Annotated in this window: 24 protein-coding genes; 12 read left to right on the top strand and 12 right to left on the bottom strand. The window is 62.8% G+C overall.

Translation table 11 applies throughout. The features are described 5' to 3' along the window. Window positions 1-87 precede the first annotated feature (87 nt). The 3 genes from SM755_RS08270 (at window position 88) to SM755_RS08260 (ending at window position 2,545) form a co-directional block, all read left to right on the top strand. Window positions 88-1,047, top strand: a complete 960-nt coding sequence (locus tag SM755_RS08270) for an N-acetylmuramoyl-L-alanine amidase (RefSeq protein ID WP_323172249.1) — start codon at window positions 88-90, stop codon at window positions 1,045-1,047. Window positions 1,048-1,119: 72 nt separating this feature from the next. Continuing rightward, window positions 1,120-2,187, top strand: a complete 1,068-nt coding sequence (locus tag SM755_RS08265) for an mRNA surveillance protein pelota (protein WP_323172248.1) — start codon at window positions 1,120-1,122, stop codon at window positions 2,185-2,187. Window positions 2,188-2,227: 40 nt separating this feature from the next. Next, window positions 2,228-2,545: a hypothetical protein gene (locus tag SM755_RS08260; RefSeq protein WP_323172247.1), complete on the top strand. Its 318-nt coding sequence runs from the start codon at window positions 2,228-2,230 to the stop codon at window positions 2,543-2,545. Between the two features lie 61 nt (window positions 2,546-2,606). On the opposite strand, the gene SM755_RS08255 is transcribed toward SM755_RS08260, so the two are convergent. From SM755_RS08255 to SM755_RS08245, 3 genes are all read right to left on the bottom strand, one after another. Beyond that, the gene (locus SM755_RS08255) at window positions 2,607-3,356 is read right to left on the bottom strand and encodes a helix-turn-helix domain-containing protein (RefSeq protein ID WP_323172246.1); all 750 of its coding nucleotides are present in this window, start codon (window positions 3,354-3,356) and stop codon (window positions 2,607-2,609) included. Beyond that, window positions 3,353-6,412 carry an MMPL family transporter gene (locus SM755_RS08250; protein ID WP_323172245.1) on the bottom strand — a complete coding sequence of 1,020 codons (3,060 nt, stop codon included), beginning with the start codon at window positions 6,410-6,412 and terminating at the stop codon, window positions 3,353-3,355. The genes SM755_RS08255 and SM755_RS08250 overlap by 4 nt, the downstream gene beginning before the upstream one ends. A gap of 152 nt (window positions 6,413-6,564) precedes the next feature. After that, on the bottom strand, window positions 6,565-7,299 hold the full coding sequence (locus SM755_RS08245; RefSeq protein WP_006665901.1) for an MBL fold metallo-hydrolase: 735 nt from the start codon (window positions 7,297-7,299) through the stop codon (window positions 6,565-6,567). 137 nt (window positions 7,300-7,436) lie between these two features. Between SM755_RS08245 and SM755_RS08240 the strand changes: the two genes are divergently transcribed. From SM755_RS08240 to SM755_RS08225, 4 genes are all read left to right on the top strand, one after another. Further along, entirely contained in the window at window positions 7,437-8,573 is a 1,137-nt protein-coding gene (locus SM755_RS08240; protein WP_323172244.1) for an alanine--glyoxylate aminotransferase family protein, read from the top strand. A 95-nt stretch (window positions 8,574-8,668) separates the two neighbouring features. Further along, a complete protein-coding gene (locus SM755_RS08235) occupies window positions 8,669-8,977 on the top strand; it encodes a hypothetical protein (RefSeq protein WP_006824906.1) in 309 nt (102 codons plus the stop codon). 163 nt (window positions 8,978-9,140) lie between these two features. Next, on the top strand, window positions 9,141-10,340 hold the full coding sequence (locus SM755_RS08230) for a redox-regulated ATPase YchF (RefSeq protein ID WP_323172243.1): 1,200 nt from the start codon (window positions 9,141-9,143) through the stop codon (window positions 10,338-10,340). Window positions 10,341-10,484: 144 nt separating this feature from the next. After that, window positions 10,485-10,643, top strand: coding sequence for a hypothetical protein (locus tag SM755_RS08225; protein ID WP_323172242.1), 159 nt, complete (start codon window positions 10,485-10,487; stop codon window positions 10,641-10,643). Between the two features lie 115 nt (window positions 10,644-10,758). On the opposite strand, the gene SM755_RS08220 is transcribed toward SM755_RS08225, so the two are convergent. Continuing rightward, entirely contained in the window at window positions 10,759-10,983 is a 225-nt protein-coding gene (locus SM755_RS08220) for a hypothetical protein (protein ID WP_323172241.1), read from the bottom strand. 153 nt (window positions 10,984-11,136) lie between these two features. Here SM755_RS08220 and SM755_RS08215 point away from each other — a divergent pair, with 153 nt between their 5' ends. Next, on the top strand, window positions 11,137-11,784 hold the full coding sequence (locus SM755_RS08215; RefSeq protein ID WP_323172240.1) for a hypothetical protein: 648 nt from the start codon (window positions 11,137-11,139) through the stop codon (window positions 11,782-11,784). A gap of 122 nt (window positions 11,785-11,906) precedes the next feature. Here the strand turns inward: SM755_RS08215 and SM755_RS24375 are convergent, their stop codons facing one another. The 5 genes from SM755_RS24375 to SM755_RS08195 form a co-directional block, all read right to left on the bottom strand. Next, entirely contained in the window at window positions 11,907-11,996 is a 90-nt protein-coding gene (locus tag SM755_RS24375) for a carbon starvation CstA 5TM domain-containing protein (protein WP_369335241.1), read from the bottom strand. A 119-nt stretch (window positions 11,997-12,115) separates the two neighbouring features. After that, window positions 12,116-13,951, bottom strand: coding sequence for a carbon starvation protein A (locus tag SM755_RS08210; protein ID WP_323172239.1), 1,836 nt, complete (start codon window positions 13,949-13,951; stop codon window positions 12,116-12,118). Window positions 13,952-14,118: 167 nt separating this feature from the next. Continuing rightward, window positions 14,119-15,093: a TRC40/GET3/ArsA family transport-energizing ATPase gene (locus SM755_RS08205; RefSeq protein ID WP_323172238.1), complete on the bottom strand. Its 975-nt coding sequence runs from the start codon at window positions 15,091-15,093 to the stop codon at window positions 14,119-14,121. A 133-nt stretch (window positions 15,094-15,226) separates the two neighbouring features. Continuing rightward, complete coding sequence (locus SM755_RS08200; protein WP_006665891.1) at window positions 15,227-15,523, bottom strand: hypothetical protein; 297 nt, start codon at window positions 15,521-15,523, stop codon at window positions 15,227-15,229. A 332-nt stretch (window positions 15,524-15,855) separates the two neighbouring features. Next, on the bottom strand, window positions 15,856-17,883 hold the full coding sequence (locus SM755_RS08195; RefSeq protein WP_323172237.1) for a hypothetical protein: 2,028 nt from the start codon (window positions 17,881-17,883) through the stop codon (window positions 15,856-15,858). Between the two features lie 135 nt (window positions 17,884-18,018). On the opposite strand from SM755_RS08195, the gene SM755_RS08190 reads away from it, so the two are divergent. The 3 genes from SM755_RS08190 (at window position 18,019) to SM755_RS08180 (ending at window position 20,558) form a co-directional block, all read left to right on the top strand. Further along, window positions 18,019-19,296: a GTP-binding protein gene (locus SM755_RS08190; protein ID WP_323172236.1), complete on the top strand. Its 1,278-nt coding sequence runs from the start codon at window positions 18,019-18,021 to the stop codon at window positions 19,294-19,296. A gap of 270 nt (window positions 19,297-19,566) precedes the next feature. Next, window positions 19,567-20,220, top strand: a complete 654-nt coding sequence (locus SM755_RS08185) for a hypothetical protein (RefSeq protein WP_323172235.1) — start codon at window positions 19,567-19,569, stop codon at window positions 20,218-20,220. Window positions 20,221-20,324: 104 nt separating this feature from the next. Next, entirely contained in the window at window positions 20,325-20,558 is a 234-nt protein-coding gene (locus SM755_RS08180) for a hypothetical protein (RefSeq protein WP_323172234.1), read from the top strand. Between the two features lie 196 nt (window positions 20,559-20,754). Here SM755_RS08180 and SM755_RS08175 read toward each other — a convergent pair whose 3' ends face one another. After that, entirely contained in the window at window positions 20,755-22,122 is a 1,368-nt protein-coding gene (locus SM755_RS08175; protein ID WP_323172233.1) for a sulfatase, read from the bottom strand. 290 nt (window positions 22,123-22,412) lie between these two features. On the opposite strand from SM755_RS08175, the gene SM755_RS08170 reads away from it, so the two are divergent. Next, complete coding sequence (locus SM755_RS08170; protein ID WP_323172232.1) at window positions 22,413-24,074, top strand: fused MFS/spermidine synthase; 1,662 nt, start codon at window positions 22,413-22,415, stop codon at window positions 24,072-24,074. 13 nt (window positions 24,075-24,087) lie between these two features. Here the strand turns inward: SM755_RS08170 and SM755_RS08165 are convergent, their stop codons facing one another. Next, window positions 24,088-24,309: a hypothetical protein gene (locus SM755_RS08165; RefSeq protein WP_323172231.1), complete on the bottom strand. Its 222-nt coding sequence runs from the start codon at window positions 24,307-24,309 to the stop codon at window positions 24,088-24,090. Between the two features lie 189 nt (window positions 24,310-24,498). Continuing rightward, entirely contained in the window at window positions 24,499-25,254 is a 756-nt protein-coding gene (locus tag SM755_RS08160; RefSeq protein WP_323172230.1) for an NAD(P)-binding protein, read from the bottom strand. Between the last annotated feature and the right edge of the window lie 101 nt (window positions 25,255-25,355).

Below are 25,355 nucleotides of genomic sequence, written 5' to 3'. Positions count from 1 at the left end.
GACTGTCCTCAAAATATCGTGTTTGATGTTCCCTCTGCCAATAATTTCCAATAACTATTATTGTGTCTCGCAGTGTACTGTTGTTCCATGTGTCTTGAGTGCACAAGCCACGGTTCGGAGCGGGATTCGAGTTCAGCCGACGATTCTTCGGGGACGGAACGCGATGGGGGCGACTGGAACCGCCGGTCGTTTCTCCGGGCGACGGGTGTCGCCGCCGGCTCGGGAACGGTGCTCGCCGCGCAAGGTGAGCGCGTCGCGGCCTCGCATACCGAGTGTAGCGCGGCGGATCGCTGGGTCGAAGCGGCGAATCACAGCGCGCGAAACTACGGGATCAACTGGATCGTCATCCACGTCACGGCGGGTGCGTACCAGGGCGCGCTCAGTACGCTGACGAGTTCGAGTTCGGGCGTGAGTTCGCACTACCTCGTGAAGAACTACGATTGGACCGAGGGACCGTCGGCGGGCCACGTCGACCAACTGGTACACCACGATCGGGCGGCCTGGCACGCCAGGTACATCGCCAACCACCGCTCGATCGGCATCGAACACGAGTGGTTCAACGACAACGGCATCACCGACGCCTGCTATGAATCCTCAGCTGAACTCGTTCGCTGTATCGCCGACATGCACGACATTCCGCTCGAGTTCTACACGAGCAACACCTGCATCCAGAACGAACCGGGCGGAATTATCGGGCATACGCACGTGCCGGACGGCGACTGTAGCAGTTTCTCTCACGGCGGGCGGACCTGCCCGTATCCGGACTGGGATATGGATCACTTCGCGAGTCTGGTTCGAGACGGCGGCGGTGGGGGAGGCGGCGGTGACAAGTTCCAGGACGGCGATCAGGTCGTCACGACGACGGCTCTCAACGGCCGCGAGCAGCCGTGTCTCAACGATGACGTCGTGTTGACGCTGCCGGAGGGAACCCAGGGGGAGGTCATGAACGGCCCCGAGGACTGCGACGGCATCACCTGGTGGGGACTGCACGTCCCGGCGTACAACGAGTGGGTCTGGTGCTCGGAGAACTACCTGGTCCACGCCTGAGACCGCCACCCGCCTCCTGTCGGCGGGTCGCGAACAACAGCACCTTTTACCGGTCCGCCCGGACTGACGGGTATGCAGATCAAAGACCGGGAACCGCTCGACGGCGGGCGCGAGCGGGTTACCGTCGTCCCCGAGAGCGTCGACGACCTCTGGCATCTCCAGTACGTCCTAGAGCCCGGCGACCGCGTCGCGGGCGATACGACCCGCCGCATCCAGCGCAACGACGATCAGATGCGCGATACCGGCGGCGAGCGCGAACCCATGTGGGTCGCCATCGCCGTCGAGGACATCGAGTTCCACAAGTTCGCGAACCGGCTGCGCGTCGGCGGCGAAATCGTCGCCTGCTCGCGCGAGGACCAACTCGGGTTTCATCACACCCTGAACGTCGAGGGGCGCGAAGAGATCTCGATCGAGAAACGTTTCAAGCCGGATCAGGAGGCCCGCCTCGAAGAGGCCGAGGAAGCCACCGAGAATCCCGACGTGGCCATCGCCACCGTCGAGGAGGGACAGGCCCACGTTCACACGGTCGCCCAGTACGGCACCGAAGAGCGAGCGGCGATCACCGGTCCCACCGGCAAAGGCGAGTATGCCCGCGAGCGCTCGGAACTGTTCGCCGAACTCGGCGACGTGCTCAAACGCCAGGACGCGGACGCGATCATCCTCGCCGGCCCCGGCTTTACGAAACAGGACGCCCGAAAGTACATCGAGGACAACGAGCCCGCAGTCGCAGAGCGGATCACGATGGTCGATACGGCGAGCGTCGGCGACCGGGGCGTCCACGAGGTGCTAAAGCGCGGCGCGGTCGCGGACGTCCAACAGGAGACCCGCATCGAGCGAGAAGCCGAGTTCATCGACGAACTCACCGAGCGCATCGCCCAGGGTGCGAAGGCGGCCTACGGTCCCGAAGAAGTCAAGCAAGCGGCCGAGTTCGGCGCGATCGAGCGACTCCTGATTCTCGACGACCGGCTCCGCAAGGAGCGCGGTCCGGAAGGCGAGTGGGCCATCGACGTTGACGATATCGTCCGCACGACCGAACAGAAAGGCGGCGACGTAACCGTCTTCTCGAGCGAGTTTCCGCCGGGACAGCAGCTCTCGAACCTCGGCGGTATCGCGGCACTGTTGCGCTACCGGCTCGAATGACGGCTCGCGCCGTCCGTCACGGGGCTGACCCGTCCACACCATGATCGAACACGCCGTGCTATGGCTCCTCGCAGTGTGTTCTTACGGACTTGGCGATCTCGTTACAACCGCCGCCGGACTCCGGTACGCTGAACTCGAAGAGGGGTCGGCGTTCGTCCGCAGACTGCTCGGCGAGCCGCCGACGCCGGGCGGACTCGTCCGGTTCGGGGCGTTCAAGGTCGTGTTGTTTCTGGCGTTCTACGGCGGCTATCTCGTTCTCGACGGATATCGAGTGCGGACTCTCGTCCCGGCCGCGATCGCCGGTATCGGAATCGTTGCGGTGGGCAACAACCTGCGTGCGATTCAACGTATTCGCTGATCGGTGTTGCAGCCAGACGGAGCCTGAAACCGAACCCGGACGAACTCGTCCGCCCGGGCCGTCAGCGAACGTGCTGATTCGCCTCGATAAGCTGGATGAGGACGGTGGCAAACAGCGATTCCGAACTCCAGATGGCGGTCTCTTCGCCGGCGTCGTCAACGACGCTGAGCAGGATTCCGTCGTCGTCGACGATGGCGATCCGTCCGGATCGGTGGTCATCCGTGTGGGGTCTCGTCGGGGACTCGACGGAGACGCCCTCGAGTTCAGCGAAGCGGTCGCAGACGGTGTCGGTGCGGCTAACTGCGATCGTCTCGACGCCGGCGCGTGCCTGCTCTTCGAGGACGCGTCCGATTGCGTCCGTGAAGAGTTCGGGAAGGCGCGTCGCGAAGACGAGACGCTCGTCGGCGCTCGAGAGCAGGTCGACGGTGCGGTCGTCGATCCGGTCGCGACCGCGGACGGTCCAGATGTCCTCCTGTGTCTCCTCGTCGGCGACTTCTTGCGAGACCTGATCGACGAACTCGAAGGCGCGGTCCTGTTCGCGTTCGAATCGGTCGCGCAGGATCGTGCGGGCGTCCTCGATGTCGACCGGCCGGTACCGGATCGGGCTGGCCTGTTGGACGTCGAGGAGGCCGTGCTCGGCGAGGCTTTCGGCGACGCTGTAGACCTGCGAGCGGGGAACGTCGGTGGTTCGGGCGACGTCGCGGGCGGTGCCGGAGCCGAGTCGCTGGAGGGCGATGAAGACCTTGGCCTCGTAGCTGGTGAGCCCGAGGTGTTCGAAGGCGTCGAGTGCCTCGGATTCGTCGGTGGTCATCGGTCGTCACCGTCCTCGTCGGTTCCAGCCTCCGCCGGTGCGCCGCCGTCACTCGCGGGGGTCGGTTCGGCGGTCGGATCGAAGTCGAACGACACGTCCGGACCGAAGTACCGCGTCCAGAGGACCAGCAGCGTCGGCAGGACGACGACGCTCGCGAGGAACGCGTACGTGATCGTCAGCGCGGTGATGATCCCGAACTGCTGAAGGGCGGGCAGGATGGCGAACGCGAGGACGCCGAAGCCGCCGACGGTCGTCGCTGCGCTGCCAAGCAGTGCGCCGCCGGTGCCGGTCACCGTCGTCCGAAGCGCCGACCAGACGTTCCCCTGGCGTTCTAACTCGAGCGAGTAGCGGGCGCTCACGTGGATACTGTAGGCGACGCCGAGCCCGATCGTGAGGCTCGTAATCATCCCCGTCAGCACGTTGAACGGCATGCCAAGGAGGTACATCGTCCCCAGAATCCAGCTGACGGAGAACGCGACGGGCAACAGCGTGACGGTGCCGAGCATCGCGCTGTTTCCGGTCAGCCAGTAGGCCGCCGAAAGGAAGACGAACACCGCCACGAGCGTAATCAGCAGGCTCTCGAGGACGGTGTCAAGCAGGTCCTGTTCGACGATGTAGCTCACGATCGGATCGCCGGTTGCGGTGACGGTCCAGTCGCCATCACCGCCGTCTTCGAGGGTTCCTGCGATGGCGCGCATCTCGTCGGTCGTCTCGCTCGTCGTTGCATCGCCGTCGGTGCCGATGACCAGTCGCGTCATATTGTACTCCCCGTCATCGGTTTGGTGGAGCACCTGACCCGCTGCCTCCTCGTCGACCTCGAAGAGTTCGTCGTAGAGCGCCGAGACGTTCTCGTCGGGCACGCCATCGCCGTTCGTATCGGCCGCGGTGAACGACTCGTTGAACGACTCGTTCTGCGCGGCGACGGATTCCATGGTCGAGAGCGGGTCCTGTACGTCCGCCTCGCCCGTCGCCAACTCGTAGGCGACATCGCTCGATGCGGCCTCCTCGCGCGTTTCGTTGATCTGTTCCAACAGGGCTGGATCGGCGACGTTACCTTCGACGAGGAGCTGCGCCTGGCTGTCCGCGCGCTGGAACTCCTGATTGACGTAGTCGAGGTCGTCTTTCGCCTGGTACTCGCCGGGGCTCATCCCGCCGGGCAGGCTCTCGGTCCAGGCCGGCGGATCCTCCGCGAGGAAGTCCTCCTCCTGGAAGCTGGTGTCGACCTGCGTCGCGCCGTAGACACCCCCGGCGGAGAGGACCAGCACGAGGACGAGGACGACCAGCGGGATCTTTCGGGCTGCGATCGACCCGAGCGTCAGCACCTCGCTGAAGCGACCGCCGCCGGTCCCGAACGCGCGCTTGTGTCGATCGAGGCCGCGACCCTCGAGGAACGCGTCGAGTTCGACTTTGGCGGCCGGGATCAGCGCGCCGAAGACGATCAGCGCGGCGACGATGCCGACCGAACTGACGATGCCGAACTCGCGGATCGGGCCGATCGGGCTGACGAGATTCGAGAGGAAGCCGATGACGGTCGTCGCCGTCACCCAGACGAGTGCGACGCCGACGCCGGCGAGCGCGACCGACATCGAGCCGCGAACCGAGCCATCGGCTGCGGATTGCCGGTCGGCGTCCGCGGACCGCTCGGTCTCGCGTTGCTCCCGGTGGCGCATGAAGACGTGGATCGCGTAGTCGATCGATAACCCGATCAAGAGCACGGGCACCGCGACGAACATCTGGTTGAACGCGATTCCGGCCCAGCCCATGAAGCCGAACGTCCAGACGAGGACCGCGCCGATCCCGACGATACCGAGGACGATATCGAGCAGGTCGCGGTAGGCGACCAACAGCGCCACGACGACGAACAGCAAGGCGAGCGGTCCGACGATCGCGAGGCTATCGCCCATCGACCGGTCGATCTCGTCGGTGATGAGGCCGGACCCGAAGACGAGGTAGTCGCCATCGTGTGCGTTCGCCATGTCGCGAATCTCGAGTTGGCTGTCGACGACCGAATCGTCGACCCCGCCCATCTCGGACATGCCGTCACTGCCGGCCGACTGCGTGATCGATGTCAATCGCGCGTCGGCCTCCGTACTCCCCGGATCGTACGACGTCGGCATCAGCGAAATCGCCGGGTTGTCCTCGCCCTCGCCGTCCGAGAGCGTCTCCGCAACGAGTTCGCTGAACTCGTCGTCGTCGAGGTCCTCGAGCGCGTCGATCTGTTCGTCGAGCGACGGCTGGTCGCCGCCGGTCTCCCCATCAGCACCGCCTTCGAGCGCGGCGTACTCTTCTTCGAGCACGCCCATGGTTCCGGCCTGATAGACGCCCTCGAGTTGCTCGGTGAGTTCCTGGTACTCGGGGGATTCGCTGGGATCGTCCGTGGTCTGCTCGAGCTGGTAGCGCTGGGATTCGATCTCGCGAGCCTGCTGGACGGCCGATTCGTACTCGGCGGTCTGTGCGTCGGTCAGCGGTGCCGTCGCGTTCTCGACGGTGGCATCGAGTTCAGCGTCGAGTTCGGCCGCGCGGGTCTCGTACTCCGGATCGGATTCGTCGTACGTCGCGTTTAGTTGCTCGTACTGGCGCTGAATCGCGACCGTCTCGTTGAGCCCGCGTTCGAGTTCTGCGCTGGTCTCGTTCAGCGCGTCCGCCTCCTCGCTTCGGATCGCCGAGATGGCGATGATGTTCTCGACGCCGGTGATCGGCTGTTCCTCGGCCAGCGTCTCGTTTATCGATTCGTTCGCTCGAATGTCCTGCTGAAACTCGAGCGACGAGATGAGTGACGATTTCGTCAGCACGTTGTCCCCGCCGTCACCGCCCTCGCCAGTGCGGGTTATCACCTGCAAACTCGTCGTGTTTTCCTGTTGGTCGCTCGTAAAGTTACCCTCGATATCTTCGAGCGCCTGTGCCTCGTCCGAGTCCGTCTCGAACTGGTCGAGCGACGAGTCGTCGTCGACCATCGTCGCGCCTGCACCGATGACCGCGGTCGTGAGCAGGAGGACGACAAGCACGACGCGCGAGTGTTGCGTGACGATCGCTGCGAGCCGTTCGGGCGCGCTCATTCGATTCCCCTCCCGGGGACTAGCCGTTGCTCCCGTTCGTCCTGAATCATGCTGTTGTTACGATCCTACAAACGGATCGGTTATACGTATTTGGATACGCAACGCTGTCCGGTTGTCTTCTCGATCGAATAGAAACGAGCCGGAAGCAGCGCTTACTCGACCGAAATCGTCATCAGGTCCTCCGCGAACCGCACGTCGCCGTCGTAGTGCGTGCCGATCGATTCGAGCATTTCCTCGTGGCGGCCCTCCGTATGCGGATAGAGATGTGTCAGGTAGACGCGGCCGATATCACGGCCCGCGAGTTCACGACCGAGGGCCTCGGGCGTCGGGTGATTCGAGACGTCGACGTCGTCGGGGAACGAACAGTCGTGGGCCAGGATCGCGGAGCCCTCGGCGAAGTTCGCCAGTCCCGCGAACGCCTCGGTGTCGCCGCTGAAGGTGAACAGATCGCCGAAGCGGTAGGCCAGACACGGCAGAGAGTGGCGCGTTTCGTAGGCCGTCACGTCGAAGCCGGCGACGCTGAACTCGCCGGGGACGACCTCGCGAACCTGCAAGTCGAGTTTGTCCTGCATGTACTCGTGGACCGAGAGGAGATCGTCCAGCAGCGCTTTGGTTCCCTGGGGGCCGACGACCTCCAAGTGTTCCTCGCCGGCGAGCCAGCGGGCTTTCATCAGCGGCAGGAGGTCGGCGACGTGGTCCAGGTGGTGGTGGGTCAGCAGGACCGTCGAGACGCTCTCGTAGCCGACGCCCGACTGCTGCAGGCGGTGGAGGACGCCGGAGCCGCAGTCGACCAGGAGCGTTCGGTCGTCGTTCTGAACGAGGATACCAGCCTGAAAGCGCTCGCCGGTCGGCATCGCGCTACCGGTGCCGAGAAACGTGACGTGCATACGCGACAGTGTGGCGGCCCGACCGATAAGGATAGCCCCTTCCGGTCGAGCGTTCCGGCGGAACAGCGGTGTGGGAAGCCCTGGCTACCGACGATACCGACGACTTTAGTCCTCGCCAGCGATAGTCTCACGCATCCATGACCGACACTACCGACTGTCTCGCCGCAGATCGACTGCGGATGACTCCCGGCCCGACCGAGATTCCGGCCCCGGTTAGAGAGCGGCTGGCCGAGCCAGCGCCGAATCCCGACCTCGAACCCGAGTTCTTCGCGTGCTACCGAAACCTGACGGACAAACTCACGCGGATTCACATGGCGGGACCGGCAGGTTCGGCCGACGCCGCGACAGATCGGGACACCGTCGTTCTCGGCGGCGAGGGGATCCTGGGACTCGAGGCTGCGATCGCCTCGCTCGTCTCTCCCGGGGACCGCGTGCTCTGTCTCTCCAACGGCCTGTACGGCGACGGCTTCGCCGATTTCGTCGAGCAGTACGGCGGCGAGCCGGTCCGCTGTGGGGTCCCCTGGGACGAAACGCTCGACCCGGACGCCGTCGAGGCGGCAATCGAGAGCGCGGACGAGCCGTTCGACGTGGCGACCATGGTCCACTGCGAAACTCCCACCGGCACGCTGAACGACCTCGAGCCGATCCTCGACGTGCTCGAGGCCCGCGACATCATCAGCGTCGTCGACGCCGTCTCCTCGCTCGGCGGCGCGCCCGTTCCGACCGATCGGATCGACGTCTGTCTCGGCGCGAGCCAGAAGTGCTTCAGCGCCCCGCCGGGGCTCGCCACCTGCACGATCAGCGATCGAGCCTGGGAGCGCATCGAGCGCGTCGAGACCGCCTCGCTGTACACCGATCTCGAACCCTGGCGCACCGCCGCCGACGAGGACGAAGAGTGGTTCCCCTACACCCATCTCGCCTCGAACGTCCTGGGACTGGACGCCGCCGCCGACCTGCTGCTTGAGGAGGGCCTCGAATCGGTCTTCGAACGCCATCGCGAGGCCGCCGCCCGCTGTCGCAACCGTGCAACTGAACTCGGGCTCGATCCGTACCCCACCTCCCTCGCGGACTGTTCCCCGACCGTGACCGCACTCGAGTTCAGCGGCAGTGCAACCGACCTGCAGGAGCGGCTGCGAACCGAACACGACATCGTCGTCGCGACCGGACTCGGTGAACTCGAAGACGATATCGTCCGGATCGGTCACATGGGCCACAACGCACGGCCGGAACGCGTCGAGCGGACGATGGACGCGCTGGCGACGGTGCTCGAATAGCGAGCGACGGCGTCGGGAGCGGCGGTTACGTACTTCAAACGCCACCGGAATCTGCAGGTAGAACCGTTTCCCGTGCTCCCGGTCTACCGATTGATATGTCCGATCGCGACTCCAACCTCGATCCCGACGCCGGGACCGATCGGGATCCGACGGAGAAACCGACTCGGGACGCCGAGGAGGCAAAGCAAGAGGGAGAGCAGATGGCTCGCAACTGGATCGCAGTCGGCGTCGTGTCGATCTTCTTGCTCCTGTTGATCGTCGTCGGACTGATGCAGGCGACCGGGCTCGTCGACGTGTTCGGGCCGATCGCGGAGACCCAGACGCAGCAGTGGGCCGCCTTCGCCGTTCTCGCACTGATCGTCGTCGCGCTCGCCGGCTGGAGTTGGACGACGCTGGTCCGGTGACAGTCCTCTCCGCGCTGCGATCCCTTCGAGTTCAGTTGTTCTGTTCTGTTTCTCCGTTTCGTCCTCTCGTATTTCCCCGTCTCTCGTCAGCGTGCCAGGAATAACCATATCACCCGCCGCCGAGACAGAAACCCGTTTAGGTCGGCCGCGTCAGGGACAGGTAATGAGTAGGAGTTACCGGATCGGACTCGTCGGCAAACCCTCCGTCGGCAAGTCCTCTTTCTTCAACGCCGCGACGATGAACGACGTGCCCGAAGGGGCCTACCCGTTCACGACCATCGACCCGAGCGTCGGCGAGGCCTACGTCCGCGTCGACTGCGCCGCCCCCGAGTTCGACGAGGAGTGCACCCCGAACGTCGGCTACTGCGACCACGGCACCCGCTTCGTGCCGACGAAACTCGTCGACGTCGCCGGCCTGATCCCCGGCGCACACGAGGGCAACGGCCTCGGCAACCAGTTCCTCACCGACTTGAACGAGACGGACGTACTCGTCCACGTCGTCGACTTCTCCGGCGAGACGGATCTCGAAGGTGAGCCGACGGAGGGCCACGACCCTCGCGAGGACATCGCGTTCCTGGAGGAAGAACTCGACCAGTGGTACCTCGGCGTCCTCGAGAAAGGCATCGAGCGCTACGAATCCGGCTACACCACAGAAGACGACGCCATCGAGGACGAACTCGCCGAGCAGATGAGCGCGTTCAAGACCAACGCGGACGAGATCAAGCGCCTCATCCGCCGCGTCGACGTCGGCTTCGAGCCCGAAGACTGGGACGCCGACGACGAACTCGAACTCGCCCGCGAAATCCGCAAGGAGACCAAGCCGATGGTCATCGCGGCGAACAAGATGGACACCCCCGAAGCGCAGGACAACTACGAGGAAATCACAACCGATCCTGACTACGAACACCTGATGATCGTCCCCTGCAGCGCCCACGCCGAAAAGGCCCTGAAGTCCGCCGACAAGGCCGGCGTCGTCGACTACCGGCCCGGTGACGCCGAGTTCGAGATGACAGGTGAGGTCTCCGGCGAGCAAGAACAGGGCCTCGAGCAGATCCGCGAGTTCCTCACCGAGTTCGGCGCGACCGGCGTGCAGGCCGCGATCGAAACTGCCCTGTTCGACGTACTCGGCGTCACGCCCGTCTTCCCCGGCGGCGCGAACGGCCTGGGTAACGAACGCGGCGAGGTCCTGCCCGACTGTTACCTGATCCCGCCGAACTCGACCGCCGAGGACTTCGCCTACAGCCTCCACTCCGACATCGGCGACGGCTTCCTCCACGCAATCGACTGCCGGACCAACCGCCAACTCGGCAAGGACTACACGGTCGAGTCACGGGACGTGATCGAGGTCATTACGACGAACTGAGTCAGCAGGAGGTCGCTCCGATTACCGGATGAGACCCGCACCCGAACTCACGAGCCGTCGTCCTGCTTTCTGACTATCGAAGCCGGACGAGAACCGCTGGTTTTTGCCCCGGTCGTTGAATACCCTCGGCGTGGTCGGGATCGTATGGACGACTCAGAGGTCCGTATCGACCATCCGGAGCGACTCTGTGATGCGATCATCGGGATTCTCGACGAACTCGAGGCCGAAGCCGTCATCGACGAAGAACGAGCGGCCGAACTCCGCTCGGAGATCTACCGCTCGGTCGACACCACCGAAACGTAACCGGATACGCATCGCCGCGGACGCCTCGACGAGTTCACCGTCGATAGCAAAATCGCCGGTACGTATACGGTGGGGGGCGGTACTGGCGACGATGGTCTCGGATGGTGTGAACCGTTTACTCACCCCAGGTAAATCGACGCACGACGGCATCGAGTTCACTCGCGACGCGGCTGACCCAGCCGTCGGGGGAGAACCGCCGCAGTTGTGTGTCGTCGACTTCGATACGCGCGTCGCCGTAGGGATTGCGGCCACCGCGCTCGCCGTCGTGCTGGTCGCCCTGTGCGGCGTCAACGACGATGGAAGTCGAACACCGTCCGCACGCTTCTCGGTCTCGTGCCATGTGTTGTTCTCGTCTCCACGGTTCGTCACCGTGGTATGTAAACACATGGTTCGCTGGGAGACTTCACCGGTCGAGCGCTGACCGCTGTTGCCAGCCGCTCGCCCCCGGACGGGTACCCGACGGACTTTTGAGGTCGACGTGGCATCACTTCACATGGAACGTCCAGCGGACAGGCCAACCGAAACGGGTCTCGATCCGGGCGGCGAGGATGCAGCCGGCGACCGCGACCTTGCAGCCGTCCCCGACTGGGACGACGAGTTCATCGACCGAGTCAGCGATCGGCTCATGCACAACTACGATCTCGAGAAAGACTACCGGGTCGCCGGCGAGGACTTCACGCTCTACGGGAGGCTTTCGGTCGTCAACCAGAAGCACGTCTTCCATCCCGCGCTCTCGTTCGCCGGCCACGAGTCGACCGAGCACCTGTTCGTCACGCACGTCGACGCTGTTGACGACCGAACGCTGGGGCACTTTGCCGACCTCGGCTCCGAACTCGCGGACGAGTGGATCGAGGCGGACGAAGAGCACTTTGCCACGGAGTTCACGTTCGTCCTCGTTACGCCGTCGATTCCGGACCCGGCGGACGTGCGGCGTCGCATCGAGGCCGTCGACGGGCGGACGCTATTGAAGTACGGCTATCACGGTCACTACGAGATCAATATCGTCGTCGTCGCGCCGGCGTCGGAGGCGCTGGTCGCGAGCGAGAATGCTGACGTGGCGTCGGCGTTTCGCCTCTGGGAGCCGATCGAGCGCGAGGAGCCGGGGCTCCTCAGACTGATCTCGCGCCGGTTCCAGCTGTAGCCGGTAGATCGCTCGATTCGGAACTCTTCTCCTCGGGCCGTTGAAAGAACGGTATTCCGCAACGCGCTCGCGACCATCAGCGCCATCGGAACACCGGTGGAGAGCAACTGCTTGGGCTTGCTTCAGTTGGCTAGCCAGACCGTGCCGGTCAGTAGCGCCAGCGACGCCAGGAACTGGTTCACGCCGCCGAACAGTGTCCAGCGAACTCCCATCGAACGCTACCGAGCAGGAAGAATAATTCGATCTACTCAGCCCCACTACATGATATTTGTCGCCACATAAACAATATCAAATCAGGCCTTCTCGGACTGATCACCTGTCGACTGCAGCTTCAGTCGTCTTCAGGTATCCCGTCACCTCCGTCGGCAGCCACGGGTTCGCCGCCGACATCGCCGGTTGACTTAATGTTACCATATCCCTTCCAGAATAGGGCCAGCGCCAGTCCGACCAGCGTCAGGTTGATGACGATCTGACTCCCGGCGGCGATCCAGATCCATATTCCCGGATCACCGGAAATCAGCCGGACGAACAGGACCTGATAGAAGGCGACCCACAGGAGGCCGAGAACCGTAATAACGCCCATCACCGCCAGTGGTCCACCAGTGCTGATAAGTTGCTTGCTGCGGTCCCAGTTGGTCAACCAGACCGTTCCGGTCAACAGCGCCAGCGCGGCCAGCAACTGGTTCGCACCGCCGAACAGCAGCCACAGGTCTTCCCAGCTACCCGTACCGAGTAGAAGGAAGGCGACGAGTACCACGACGCTCGTGTTTGCGTAGCGGTTGGCGGCGAACGATTGGATCGACGTTGTGGGCGTACCGACGAGTTCCTCGACCATGTACCGGCTGAGCCTGACGGCCGTGTCCATGCTCGTCAGGAGGAAGCTGGCGAGCACTAGCGCCATGAACGGCGCGCCGTAGCTCTCCGGAATACCGAACGCGGTGAGGATTACGCCGCCACCGTCCGCGAAGTTGGGCAGAGCGAGACCAATCCCCCCACTCGCTCCGGCGAATCCCGCGATGCCGATCGTACAGAGCGCGACGGCCGCGAGCAGTCCCTCGCCGAGCATCCCGCCGTAGCCGATCAGACGGGCATCGGTCTCCTTGTCCAGTTGCTTGGCCGTCGTTCCGGAAGAGACCAGCGAGTGGAAGCCACTGACGGTTCCACAGGCGATCGTAATGAACAGTAGCGGGAAAAGCGGCATGAGTTCGTAACCAGCATTTTCACTGCCAAACGCGCCGTACCACGCGTCGACCTGGAACGTCAACGGTTCGCTGGTGCTGGTCACGAACGTGCCGACGATGACTGCCAGCAGCGCGCCGCCGACCCCCGTGTACAGCAGGAACGACGACAGGTAGTCGCGGGGCTGGAGCAGCATCCATACCGGCAGGACGCTAGCGATCGCCCCGTAGACGAGCATTACCAGCACCCACATGCCGACGTTCGGATTGAAGCCGAGTTCCGGAATTATCGACGGTGCAGTCTCTCCGAACAGGACGATCGTGTCGGGTGCGTTCTCGAACTCCGCACCGAAGAACGCGATCGGATACTGAATGCCCACGTACACCGTCGCGAAGATACCGGTGACGAAGACGACCGTTCCCACCGAGAACGGCAGATTCAGTTGGTACAGCCAGAATCCGAAGAACAGCGCGAGCGCCACGTAGAGCATGCTGGCCGTCGCGGCCTGCGGATAGGAGTCGAACACGAATCCAATGACCAGCGCGAATACCGCCACCACGAGAATTGTCAGCAGGAACGCGAACCACAGCAACATGTTCTTGCCCTGCTCCCCGACGTACTCCCCGATGATGTAGCCGATCGACTTCCCCTCGTGTCGAAGGCTTCCCGACAACGAGACGAAGTCGTGGACCGCGCCGATCAGCGGGTTCCCGATGGCGACCCACAGCGCGGCTGGAACCCACCCCCAGACCAGTGCCGCCGTTATCGGACCGACGATCGGCGCGCCGCCCGCGATACTCGAGTAGTGGTGCCCCAGTAGCACCGGCTTCTTCGCCGGTACGTACTCCTGTCCGTCCTGGTACTTGTGCGCTGGCGTCTCGCGACTGTCGTCTAACCCCACGAACTGCGAGAGATACCGCCCGTACCCGACGTACGAGACGGTGAACAACACCAGCACCAGTGCCACGATCCATATTACACCCGCCATGGTATTATATCACGTGCCGGTTGTTGGACGGAGACACTATAAATATTATTTATTGAGGTCCGCATTCCCTTCGAGAAAACATCTCTTTTCGCTATCAAATGGAAGAAATTAGTGGTTATGCGACAAGTCGGAAACAAATGGGCACCTCAAAACCTCGCGAGTTCAATCTACTCCAGCCGCGACTGTTCGTCTGTGCTCCCCATATCGAGTTCAGCTGCGACGTCTTCGAGGAGACTGCCGCGAACCTCCTCGACGCGCGTTTCGATGGTTGCGACGACCGGCACGTCGAACTCGCGCTCGATTTGGTCGAGGCGGTCGCGTTCGGTCGCGACCCGCTCGCGGAGATAGCGTGCGCCCCGGCCGTCCTCGTCGGGGTCGGGTTCCGGCGTCAATCGGTTGACGACGAGTCCGCGAACGGGGAGGTCCGCGTCAGTAAGCGTCTCGACCGAGCGGCGCGTCTCCCGGATCGAGAGTTCGTCCGGATTCAACACGAGGTAAAACGAGGCGTTTTCCCGCAGCACCTCGCCGGCGAACTCGAATCGCTCCTTGCGTTGCTGGAGGCGAGCGAGGACGGGGTCGCCGTCCATCACCCGTCGGGGCTCCCGGTTGCCGATCGCAGCCTTCTCGTAGCGGTCGATACTCCGCTTGCGTTTGGCCACCAGTCGATCGATCCACTGTTCGAGGAGATCCGGTAGCGCGAGCAGTCGCAGCGTCGATCCGGTCGGCGAGGTGTCGAAGATCACCGTGTCGTAATCCTCGGCGGTCTGCATCACATCGACGAATCGATCGAACAGGGCCGCCTCGTAGGCACCCGGCGTCTGATGTGCCATCTCCAGTTGGATGTCCACCTCGTTGACCATCGCCGCAGAGAGCTGTGCATTTAACTGCCGCTTGAGATCCTGCAGATGGTCCTGTACCTCTCGCTCCGGGTCGATTTCCATCGCCGAGAGGCCGGTATACCCCTCGACTTCCCGGGGCTCATCACCGAAGTCCTGCTCGAACACGTCGGTCGTGCTGTGGGCCGGATCGGTCGACACGACGAGCGTCTCGTGCCCCGAACCGGCGCACTCGAGTGCGTGTGCGCACGAAACCGTCGTCTTGCCGACCCCTCCCTTGCCGCCGAAAAAGACGAACTCGGTCATCGGTTGAATCGGATCGCCAGGTCAGTCAGCAGGGTCGTCCCACGCGGCAGCGTCGGCGCTACTGCCGACAGCGAACGCGAATACGGGCGCGGACGTGGAATCACCGTCGTGGAATACATTGCGTTGTCTGCCCTCAGAAGTGATACTGGTGTCCCTTTCGTTCGATAACCGACTGCCGATCCCACATCCGACGCTCCCACGCGCTGAACTCGTCCTCCAGATACGGGAGGAGTTCAGCGGTGTAGTACGAAACCGGACTCGGGATGCCGAAGGCGTCGGGGAAACACGCCAACATGAACGCATCCTCCGTGTCCTCGGCCTCCTGCTCGATCTTCTCGTAGGCCGGATGCGTGAACAGTCCGTGAAAGAGCCCGCGAAGCCACTCCTCGAGCGTTGCCTGGTACGACGCGATTCGATCGGCAAGTGTCATCGTCGGTCATACTCGAGGCCGGAGACTAAAAGGTATCACCCTTTCGCCGCCCTCGCCTGCGACGTTATTCGGTGGCAGCCGCCGCGCCGAAACAGAACAGAACAGAACAGAATAGAAACATGCGCGCTATAGTCGCACCCAGGTTACACACCGATCGCATACCTGTCGCGCGATCGCGCGTCCACTGCCCCCATTAGCGACTACAACTTCGATCACCGGCGCGTTCGAGGGCAGGACGCTGATGACGCTCTGGTCGCAGAGACCAGCGCGCCGGCGGTCGCGTGAAGAACGGAGAGCGACGAAGAGCGAAGACCAGAGAGCGAAACGATCGATTATCGGTTCGGATACGCGTATCCAACCTGATACTCGCCGGCATAGCGAATCGACACGTGGTAGACCTCGCCGAGCTCGTCGTCGCTATCGGCTTCGGTACCGGCGTCGACCGTGAACGTTTCTCCCTCCTCGAAATCGCCGTCGATCTCGTCGCCGAGTTCGATTTCGAATCTGTCCTCATCCGTCCAGACCTCAGCCGTCAGTTCGGCGGCGGACAGTTCGTCGCCGCCGACGTGTTCGATCGTCCCAGCATCGTACTCGAGTTCGACCGACGGCTGCGGCTGGGTCGAGCCGATTCGCGTCTCCGTGGCGGCCCAGACGGCCTCGACATCCACACCGATCGGCACGTCCGTGAGTTCGATCGTGGCACCCGAACTGACCGTCTCGAACTCGTCCGTCCACTGCGTGTCGGCGGGCTCGCCGTCGATCAGGAGTTCGTACTCCGACGCCGATCGCTCGATGTCGCTCGCCTCGGCTTCATCCATCTCCGAGGCGGGTCGGCGGCTGCCGAACTCGAGAACCGCCTCGAGCCGCTCGCTGTCGTAGTCGTACTCGAAGGAGACGTGTCCCGGAGGACGAGCCTGCACTCGGCTGATGCTGTCGTCGTACGCGGTACCGTCCCAGCCGACGAGGACCGTATCACCGGGTTCGACGCCGTCGAGCGTCGCCGTGTCTCCTTCGGACAGCGTCTCACCCGTCCACGGCTGGGCGGACGTTCGCGGTTCGGGTGCCTCCTCGTCGGGCCGGTAATACGGTCGGTCCTCGTAAACCGCGAGGTGAACTCGATCGCCGTCGAGCGGGAAGTCGTCGTCGTACGTGACGCCGAGCTCGCCGGTATCGACGTCGAACTCGGACTCGAAGCGGAAGTGAGAGAGGATCGACGTTCCGCTCGTGGAACCGCCGAGGGCGTGATCGTGACTGAGGCTGATCGACAGGTTCGGTTCGACATCGTCCATGTCCATGACGATCGTATCGCCGGCCTCGAGTTTGCCGTGACCGTTGGTCCAGATGTCGCGGTCGTACTCTTCACCGTCGACCTCGAAGGTAACGTCCTCGATCGGCGTTGGGTCGCCGCGGAGGAGTTCGATCTCGAGGTACTCGTCGTCGAGATCGATCTCACGGTCGACGTGGAGGCTACCGGGACTGTCGTGCTCCCGAACGGCTCGTTCGGCGGCGAGATCGCGTTCGACCGTAGTGCTGACGAACGCTCCATCAACCTCGACCGCGGGTTCGTCCGCCGTTGCAGTGTAGGCAAACTCCGCCTCGAGGGTTTCGATCAGTTCGTCGGTAACAGCCGACTCGTCCTCGAACTGGACGCCAATCGAAACTTCCATCGTGTCTCGATCGAGAACGGTCTGTGCGCGGACGACGTACTCAACAGCTGCGTCCTCGACATCGCGTGGCGCCATTTGCTCGTCGCCGACCTGAACGGTCCGTGCGTCGCTGCCGTCGAAGACCGTCAATCCGTCTTCGACCGTCGACGCGGATTTGAGAAGTCGATCTCCCTCGCCCGCCTTCGCGTCGAACGCCGCGTCGACTGTCTCGGCGTCCGTGGCAACGACGAGAACGTCGCCGTCCGTTCCGACGACGGTCTCATCCCGGCTGTCGTGTGCGGTGAACTCGTACTCAATACCGGCGTCACTCTCGCGGGTCTCGGTCTCGGCTTCGAGTTCACTATCGGTGACGAAGACCCTGAGCGGCTGGGAGAACTCGTCGGTGTAGGAGGTCACGAAGGCGCTCTTTGAGACCGACTCCGCATCGATATCGAGTGAGCCAACGGACGGACGGGGATCGTGGGGCTGGTCGGCCTCGAGCAGGCGGTCGTAATCGACCGCGGTTACGACCATCGAGTCGTCGGCGACCGCTGCTGGAAGGTACGCGAGCACGTCGTCGAACGACGATTCGGTCGTCGTGGAGGCAACGGGCGTGCGTTCGGACTCCGTCGTCGCAACGGTCGAACCGGAGAGGGCAGTAATCATCGTCGCACCGATTCCTCCAAGAACTGCGCGGCGGGGACGTTGTTGCATACAGGGTCGATTTGATTCTTCATATACAAGTAGGTTATCATTACTTTCACTGTGAACGATCTATCCACAGAATCTCACGGTCAAAGACGGCCCGAGGCGACGAGGCTTAACCCGTGCAATACAATCACTTTCGATATGGCCGCGACGACTCCCGTCACGATTCTCGCCGGCAGCCTCGGAGCCGGTAAGACGACGCTGCTCAATCACCTGCTCCAACACGCCGACGGCCGCGATCTCGCCGTCCTGATCAACGATATGGGCGAGGTGAACGTCGACGCCGAACTCGTCGCCGACGGGTCGGAACTCGACGTCGACGACGGCATCGCCGAACTCTCGAACGGCTGTCTCTGCTGTGAACTACAAGACGACCTCGAAACCGCCGTCGTCCGGCTGGCCCGTTCCTACGAGTTCGATCACCTCGTCGTCGAGTCCTCCGGCATCTCCGAGCCGGAACCCGTTGCTCGCCTCTTTACCACGACCTCGCGCGTCGCCGCTCGCTATGCCGTCGATGCGATCGTTACCGTCCTCGATACGCCGCTGTTCATCGACACCTTCGCGGGGGAAGCGGTACCGGAACGCCGGACCGATCCGGCCGCAGAATCCGACCGCCCGCTTTCGGACCTCCTGATCGAGCAACTCGAGGCCGCCGACCTGATTCTTTGCAACAAGGCTGACCGCTGTGAACCGGCCGAACTCGCCGAAACGGATGCGCTTCTCGACGCGCTTCGGCCGACCGCCGAGACGATCCACACCGAGTTCAGCGCGGCCGATCCCGATCGAGTGCTCGGCGTGGGTCGATTCGATCCGGCAATTGATGCACAGCAGAGTCGGGGCCGTCGGGACCAGGATCGAGCGCAGAGTCAACCGTCCGATCAGAACTCCGATCACGATCATGAGGCCGACCACACCCACCGCCGCCCATCCGAAGCCTACGGCGTCGACTCGTTCGTCTTCCGCGCACGCCGCCCCTTCCACCCGGACCGATTCGCCGCCCTTCTCCGTGATCTCCCCGCTGCTATCGTTCGCTCTAAAGGAACCGTCTGGGTCGCCGGTACCGACATGCAACTCTCCCTCTCCCAGGCCGGCCCGTCCGTTCGGCTGACTGCAACTGGCCCCTGGATCGCCACCCTTCCGGCACTCGAACGCGATCTCTACCGTTCTAACCGTCCCGACCTCGAGTGGCACGACGAGTTCGGCGACCAGCAGACCGAACTCGTGGTTATCGCGACGGCGCGCGACGATACCGGCGAGCACAACGATTTCGACACTGAAATTGACGGCGTCGAATCGCGACTGCGCGCGCGGCTAACGGACAGTCTCATTAGCGAGACCGAGTGGGACCGTGACGCATTCGCGCCCAGAAACTCGTTTCCAGTAGAACCCGGCGAAGAAACCGTTTTGCGGCGGGAATAGCCGCTCTTTCAGGGCGACCAGAAAGACATAAACACTAGATAGTCATTTTATGGCGAATGTCGTATTTTACTCAATATTCATCGGCGTATTAGAACGGTATTATGTGGTTATTAGGTGCCGAGATTGTCCGGTAAACAGCTACTAACTGCCTAATGAGTGCTTAATGGAGACAGTTCCCGAATTGAAACGTAATGGCTATTTTACTGTTTATGCCGACACGATATACAATAACGTTTAGGAGGGCGTAGTTCACTCACCTGAGTGAGTAGTATGAGCACCACCGACCGCCCGACCCCCTCCGCGGCCACAGCGAATGCATCAGCGAGCGACCGCTCGCGCGACGAATCGACGACACTCTCCGATGACGATGTCTTTCATATCCTTCAAACCTCGCGAAGACGCGAGGCGATTCGGTATATGCTCGCTGCGAACGAATCCGTCAAGATGGGGAATCTTGCGGAGCACGTCGCCGCTCGCGAGCACGAGACAACGGTCGCCAAACTGTCCTCGACACAGCGCCAACGGGTCTACATCCCGCTTTACCAGTCGCACCTGCCGAAACTCGATAAGGCCGGCGTTATCGACTACAACAAGTCACGCGGTATCGTCAGCCCCGGGGACCACCTCGAGATATTCAGACCGTATCTCGAAGTCACGACACCCGATCCGATGGCTGCCGATGACGAAACCGACCAATCGCTGCTCGGTCGTTTCGGCAGTCCGGCCATAACTGACGAAACGTACTACGTCGCCACCGCGACGGCGAGCGTTGGCCTGTTACTTGCGGCCGCGTTCGGCTTCCTCCCGATCTCCGGACTCGCTCTCGGCACCATCGTCACGGCCCTGTTCGTCCTGACCACCGTTGCGTGTGCTGACCACCCGCTTGCGATTCAACAGGCCACCGACCGTCGGCGAAGTCAGTGATCGGACACCCCGTCCAAACGCGGCGGACCCGGACTCGGACCCGAACCCGAACCCGAATCGTCGGCACGGAAACGGCTAAGTGAGTGTCGTCCCCCTATCGCGCTATGGGTAGCGATCCCGATTCGGAGAGCAGGCGTGACGGATTCCGTGACGGACTCGAGTCCTCGAGCGGCGATCCGCGCCTGCTCGTTGTGTTGAACGCCGTCCTCTCGGGGCTGTTCGCCTGGTGGCTCGTCTGGGGTGCAGACACGATCGGGATGATCGAGTTCAGTCTCGCCACTGTTGCCGTCGTCGCGGTCGGACTGTTCGTTCTCACGCACGTGATGACGCGCCCGTAGGCTGCAACCCGTCCGTCTGCTGCCGACAGTCGAAGCGATGCCCGAAATCGGTTCATCGAGAGAACAGCAGTACGAGTACGACAAGAGTACTGAATGCAGCGACGAGCGTCGCCTCAGACGAATCGCTGGAAGTCAGTGCCGGCGCACCCGCGACCCATCCTGCGGATTCGCCGAGAAATCGGTACAACAGATCGTCTCACTCGTCGAGATAGCCTAACGCGGCCAGGTCTTTCTTGAACTCGCGCCGTTCGACGTCCGACGCGACCTGCACGGATTCGAACTCGCGGTCCAGTTCGGCGACTAACCGCTCGCGTTTCGACTCGGGTATTTCCGAGACGGGAATCACCTCTTCATCGCCGCCGTCGCTGTCGCTGTCGCCGTCGCCGTCGGCGATCCGAGTCGCGATCCGCTCGTCCCCGGTATCGATCAGTTTGTACTCCGGTCCGCGGACCCCCTTGATGTCTTCCCGATAATCCGGGACTTCCGTGTAGACGTAGTCGGCACCCCCGTCCGAAAGCTCGAACAGTCCGCTTCCGTCCACGATAGATTCTTTCAGTAGCCGAAGTGGTGCTTGGCCATCGACAGTTCGGGTCGGTCCATGGGGGTGACGAACGATGAGCGGGACGGCGACCAGCGTGTCCCACAGTTCGTGCGCGTGACCGAATTTGCCGAACTCGCCGAACCCTTCGCCGTGATCCGCGGTTACAATAATAAGCGAGTTCTCGAACTCGCCTTCCGAACGAAGGTGGTCGAAAAGACGGCCGATTTGCTCATCGACGTAGCGGACCGAGCAGTCGTAGACGTACTCCATATCGGGGACGTCCGCGTCAGTGATTTCGTCCTGCGCACTCCGTGTTTTCTGCGAGAGTTGTTTGATCTTCGTCGGCGAAAAGACGCGTCCGTACTGTTTCTGGATCCGTTTCGGCGAGAGGTACGGATGATGGGTGTCCATATAATGGACCCACAGGAACCGTTTGCCGTCCGTTTCCTCCATCCAATCGAGCGCTCTGTCCGTGATGACGTCGGCCCCGTCGTCCCTGTGAAAGAGACTTTTTCCGAGGTGTTCCATCGCGAGATTGTTCGCGTGCGACGCGGCCTCCATGAGCGGCGTGTCTTCGATCAGATCACGGACGTATAGCCGCCACGCACCGCTGTTGTTTTCCTTTCGCGCTTGCGCACTCACGTCATCGAAGTAGTCGAACCCGCGGTCGATATTGTACCGCCGCCCCGTGAAGTTGTTCTGGCTGAGCCCGGCGGTCGCAAAGCCGCGGTCCGACAGTTCCTCCGCGATCGTCGTCGGCGAACCACTCGCTGGCAACCCGTATTCGTCGAACTGGGACGGATACTTCCCGGTGAGCATCGACGGAATCGTGTCGCGCGTCGACGGACCGGGCGCGATGCCGGGGTTGAACTCGAGTGCCTCGGCCGCGAGTTCGTCCAGCGTCGGTGTGAGCGGCTCGCCGTTGCGGGTCGCGTGCACGCGGTCGGCACGCAGTGAGTCCGCCGAAAGGAGGATCACGGTATCGAGATCGTCAACCGGCGGCAGTTCACCCGAATTGGTCATACCGATGCAACACGGCTACACTAGTTAGTCCTTTTTGGTATGAATTCGTGAAATTCGGTGTTAAGTGGGTAGAGACGGATAACAGAACCAACGGAGGGGCGCACTTACACATCACTTCTGTTTCACTTGTGGGGCGTCTGAACTCGCCGGTGACGGCTCCCAGCGAAACGACCGGGAGTGAGCGATCACATCGGGACGGTCGATCGGCGCTGAAATCGAGCGACTGGACCGCCGGGATCGATCTGCCGAAGCCAACAGGTACTCACGGATCGACCGCGACAATCCCAGCAATGGCTGTCCCCGCGTTCGCCTCGGTTCGGCCGAGCAAACCCGACCTCGCCGTCTTCATCTCGGGCGTCACCAGCATGGGTCTCGAGATGCTCGCCATGCGGACGCTCGCGCCCGAGTTCGGAAATCACATCTACACGGTTGGGGGAATCCTGACCGTCTTGCTCGCCGCGTTGAGCCTCGGCTACTGGCAGGGCGGCAAGCGCGCGGCGGTCGCGACGAACCGCCAGATGAGTTGGCTCATGCTCGCGACCGCGGCGTACGTCGGCGTCGTCGTCTTCGCGAGCGACATTCTGCTCACGTACACCTCGGCGCTCGCACTCCCGGCGCGATACGCGTCCCTGCCGGCCGTCATCGTCCTCTTTGGCCCCCCGACCTACCTCCTCGGGTTCATCAGCCCCTACGCGGCTGAACTCTCGAAGAAGGAAGGCACCGGGGAAGCCTCCGGCCACGTCTACGCCCTCGGCACGATCGGCAGCATCGTCGGTTCGGGGGCGACGACGTTCGTTTTCATTCCGGCACTGAGCATCGACGGGATCGGTCTCCTGTTCGGACTCATGCTCGTTGGCACCGCACTCATCCTTGTAGTTCCGGAACTGCCGCGCAGGCCGACCGCCGCCAGCGTACTCGTCGCGCTCGCGCTCGTCGGCGCTGCCGCCGGCGGTCCCGCCCTCTTCGACATCGACCACCGGGGCGAGGTCGTCTACGAGACCCAGACGCCGTACCAACAACTCGAGGTCATCGATAACGGCGGCGAGCGGACGATGTACCTCGACGGCGCACAACACAGCGCGCTCGATCTCGACCAACCGGACCGACACGTCTTCACCTACACGAAGTACTTCCACCTGCCGATGCTCATGAGCGACGATATCGAGGATGTCGACCGCGTCCTGTTCATCGGCGGTGGCGGCTACACCGGGCCGCAGGACTTCGCTGACCAGTACAACGCGACGGTCGACGTGGTCGAAATCGATCCGTCCGTCACCGACGCCGCAGAGGAGTACTTCGGCCTCGAAGACCCCGACCAGTCCGACGATATCAACGTCCACGCGACCGACGGGCGACAGTTCCTCCAGCGAACCGACCAGACCTACGACGTGATCGTCCTCGACGCCTACAAGAAAGAACAGGTCCCCTTCCATCTGACCACCGTCGAGTTCATGGAACTCGTTTCGGATCGGCTGGCCGACGACGGCCGCTTCCACGCGAACGTCATTTCGGCTCCGAACGGACCGGCCGCCGAGTTCTATCGCGCCCAGTACCGGACGGTACAGGAAGCCTTCCCCGACGCCTACAGTTTCCGCACGTCGGACTCGAACGACGTCCAGAACATCGAAATCGTGGCGACGAACGACGATACCGCGTTCGACGAGGCTGAACTCGAAGCCAGGAACGACGTGCGAGCCGAGACGATGGGGGTTAATCTCAGCAGTGCGATCGATAACAGACTGGACGAACCGAATACGGACGACGCGCCGGTCCTCCGCGACGACCGCGGCGAGGTCGATAGCCTGCTCGACCCGATGCTGGGACAGCGGTACGTGATCGAGGAATCGGCGGACGACGGGGGTGGGACCGAAACCGATACCGAACCCGCCGAACCGTCGGCTGCGATCACTGCCGATTCGAACCCCGGCGCGAGGGCGACGCTCGTCGGCTAAGATCGGGCCCCGATTATCGATATATCTCTTGATACCGCTCCCGATACTCTCGGAGTGCGATCCGCGCCCGTCGTCGCGACGTGAACCCGAACCCGATGGCCGGACACGACTCGTCCGGACACTCCCACCGGAACGTCTCTGACCGTGGATCCTTGCGCACTGGAACGTCAGACTCGCAGCGCGGACAGCACCATCCCCACCGCGTATCGGCGGCGAACTCTCGTGGCCGTGACATACGCTCGATACGGAACAGGGCCGCCGGCCGGATAAGAACTCGACTGCACTGGTTTCTGTTTTATCCATCGTTTGCGTCCCCGGATATGACGTTTCCAGAGAGAAAGAGAGGGAGAGAGGGAGAGAGTGCGGAGACCGCAGCATCGGCTCACAACCCCAAACAGTGTAGCGACCACGCAGTGTGCTGGCGTTACAGCGACGTACAAACGTGTTCGCCACTCACGACTTCCGGAATCACGACCTCGTCCGCACCGGCACGACGGGCGAGCGCTTCATCGCGTTGGTCGCCAGCGCGGACGACGAGCGTTACCGTCGGCGCGAGTTGACTCGCCGCGATAGCGATTTGGATGTTCGCATTCGAATCGTCGATCGCTCCGACGACAGTAGCCGCCTGCTTGACACCCGAATCAGTGAGCGTCTCTTCACGGCGCGCATCACCGTTTACCGCGAGAATTCCGTCTTCGATTGCCTGCTGGTACTGTGCGTCCTGTTGTTCGATAACTACCACCTTGCGGTCTGCCTCCCGGAGCCGCGCTGCGATGGTCTTTCCGAACGTCCCGTAGCCACAGATAACGACGTGATCTGAAAGGGCGTTGATGTCTTGTTCGATCTTCATATGTTTGAACTCTTCCTGTATTTGTCCGCCAAACGCCGCTGAAAACAGCGTTTCACCGATCCATAAACTAGCGACGACCAAGCCGGAAAGCACGACGATAGCGTATGCTTTGACGAGCGTTGCAGGGCCCTCGTGAGTCTGGAAGTGGAGTTCGATGCTCGTGGGGTCGATCAACCAGAAGAGCGAATCGATGATTCCGATCCCATCAACCGTACGAAAGCCCACGATTCCGGCGACAATGACGGCAATAAATGCGACCACAGGCCGTAGCAACTGCCGCAGCACCGGTCGACGAACGAACGCTTCAACGAGATCGTTCGAGTTCATCATCGTCCCTCCGCTGCGATCGTCGGGTTACGGAGTGAACCACGCGAGTGTGATTCGGTCGAGATACCGGCTCTCGGCGTTGGATCGTCCTCAGAACGGAGCGT

The sequence above is a fragment of the Natrialba sp. PRR66 genome (assembly GCF_034808065.1).
Lineage (GTDB): Archaea > Halobacteriota > Halobacteria > Halobacteriales > Natrialbaceae > Natrialba > Natrialba aegyptia.
This window is presented reverse-complemented; position numbering and strand designations above follow the sequence as displayed.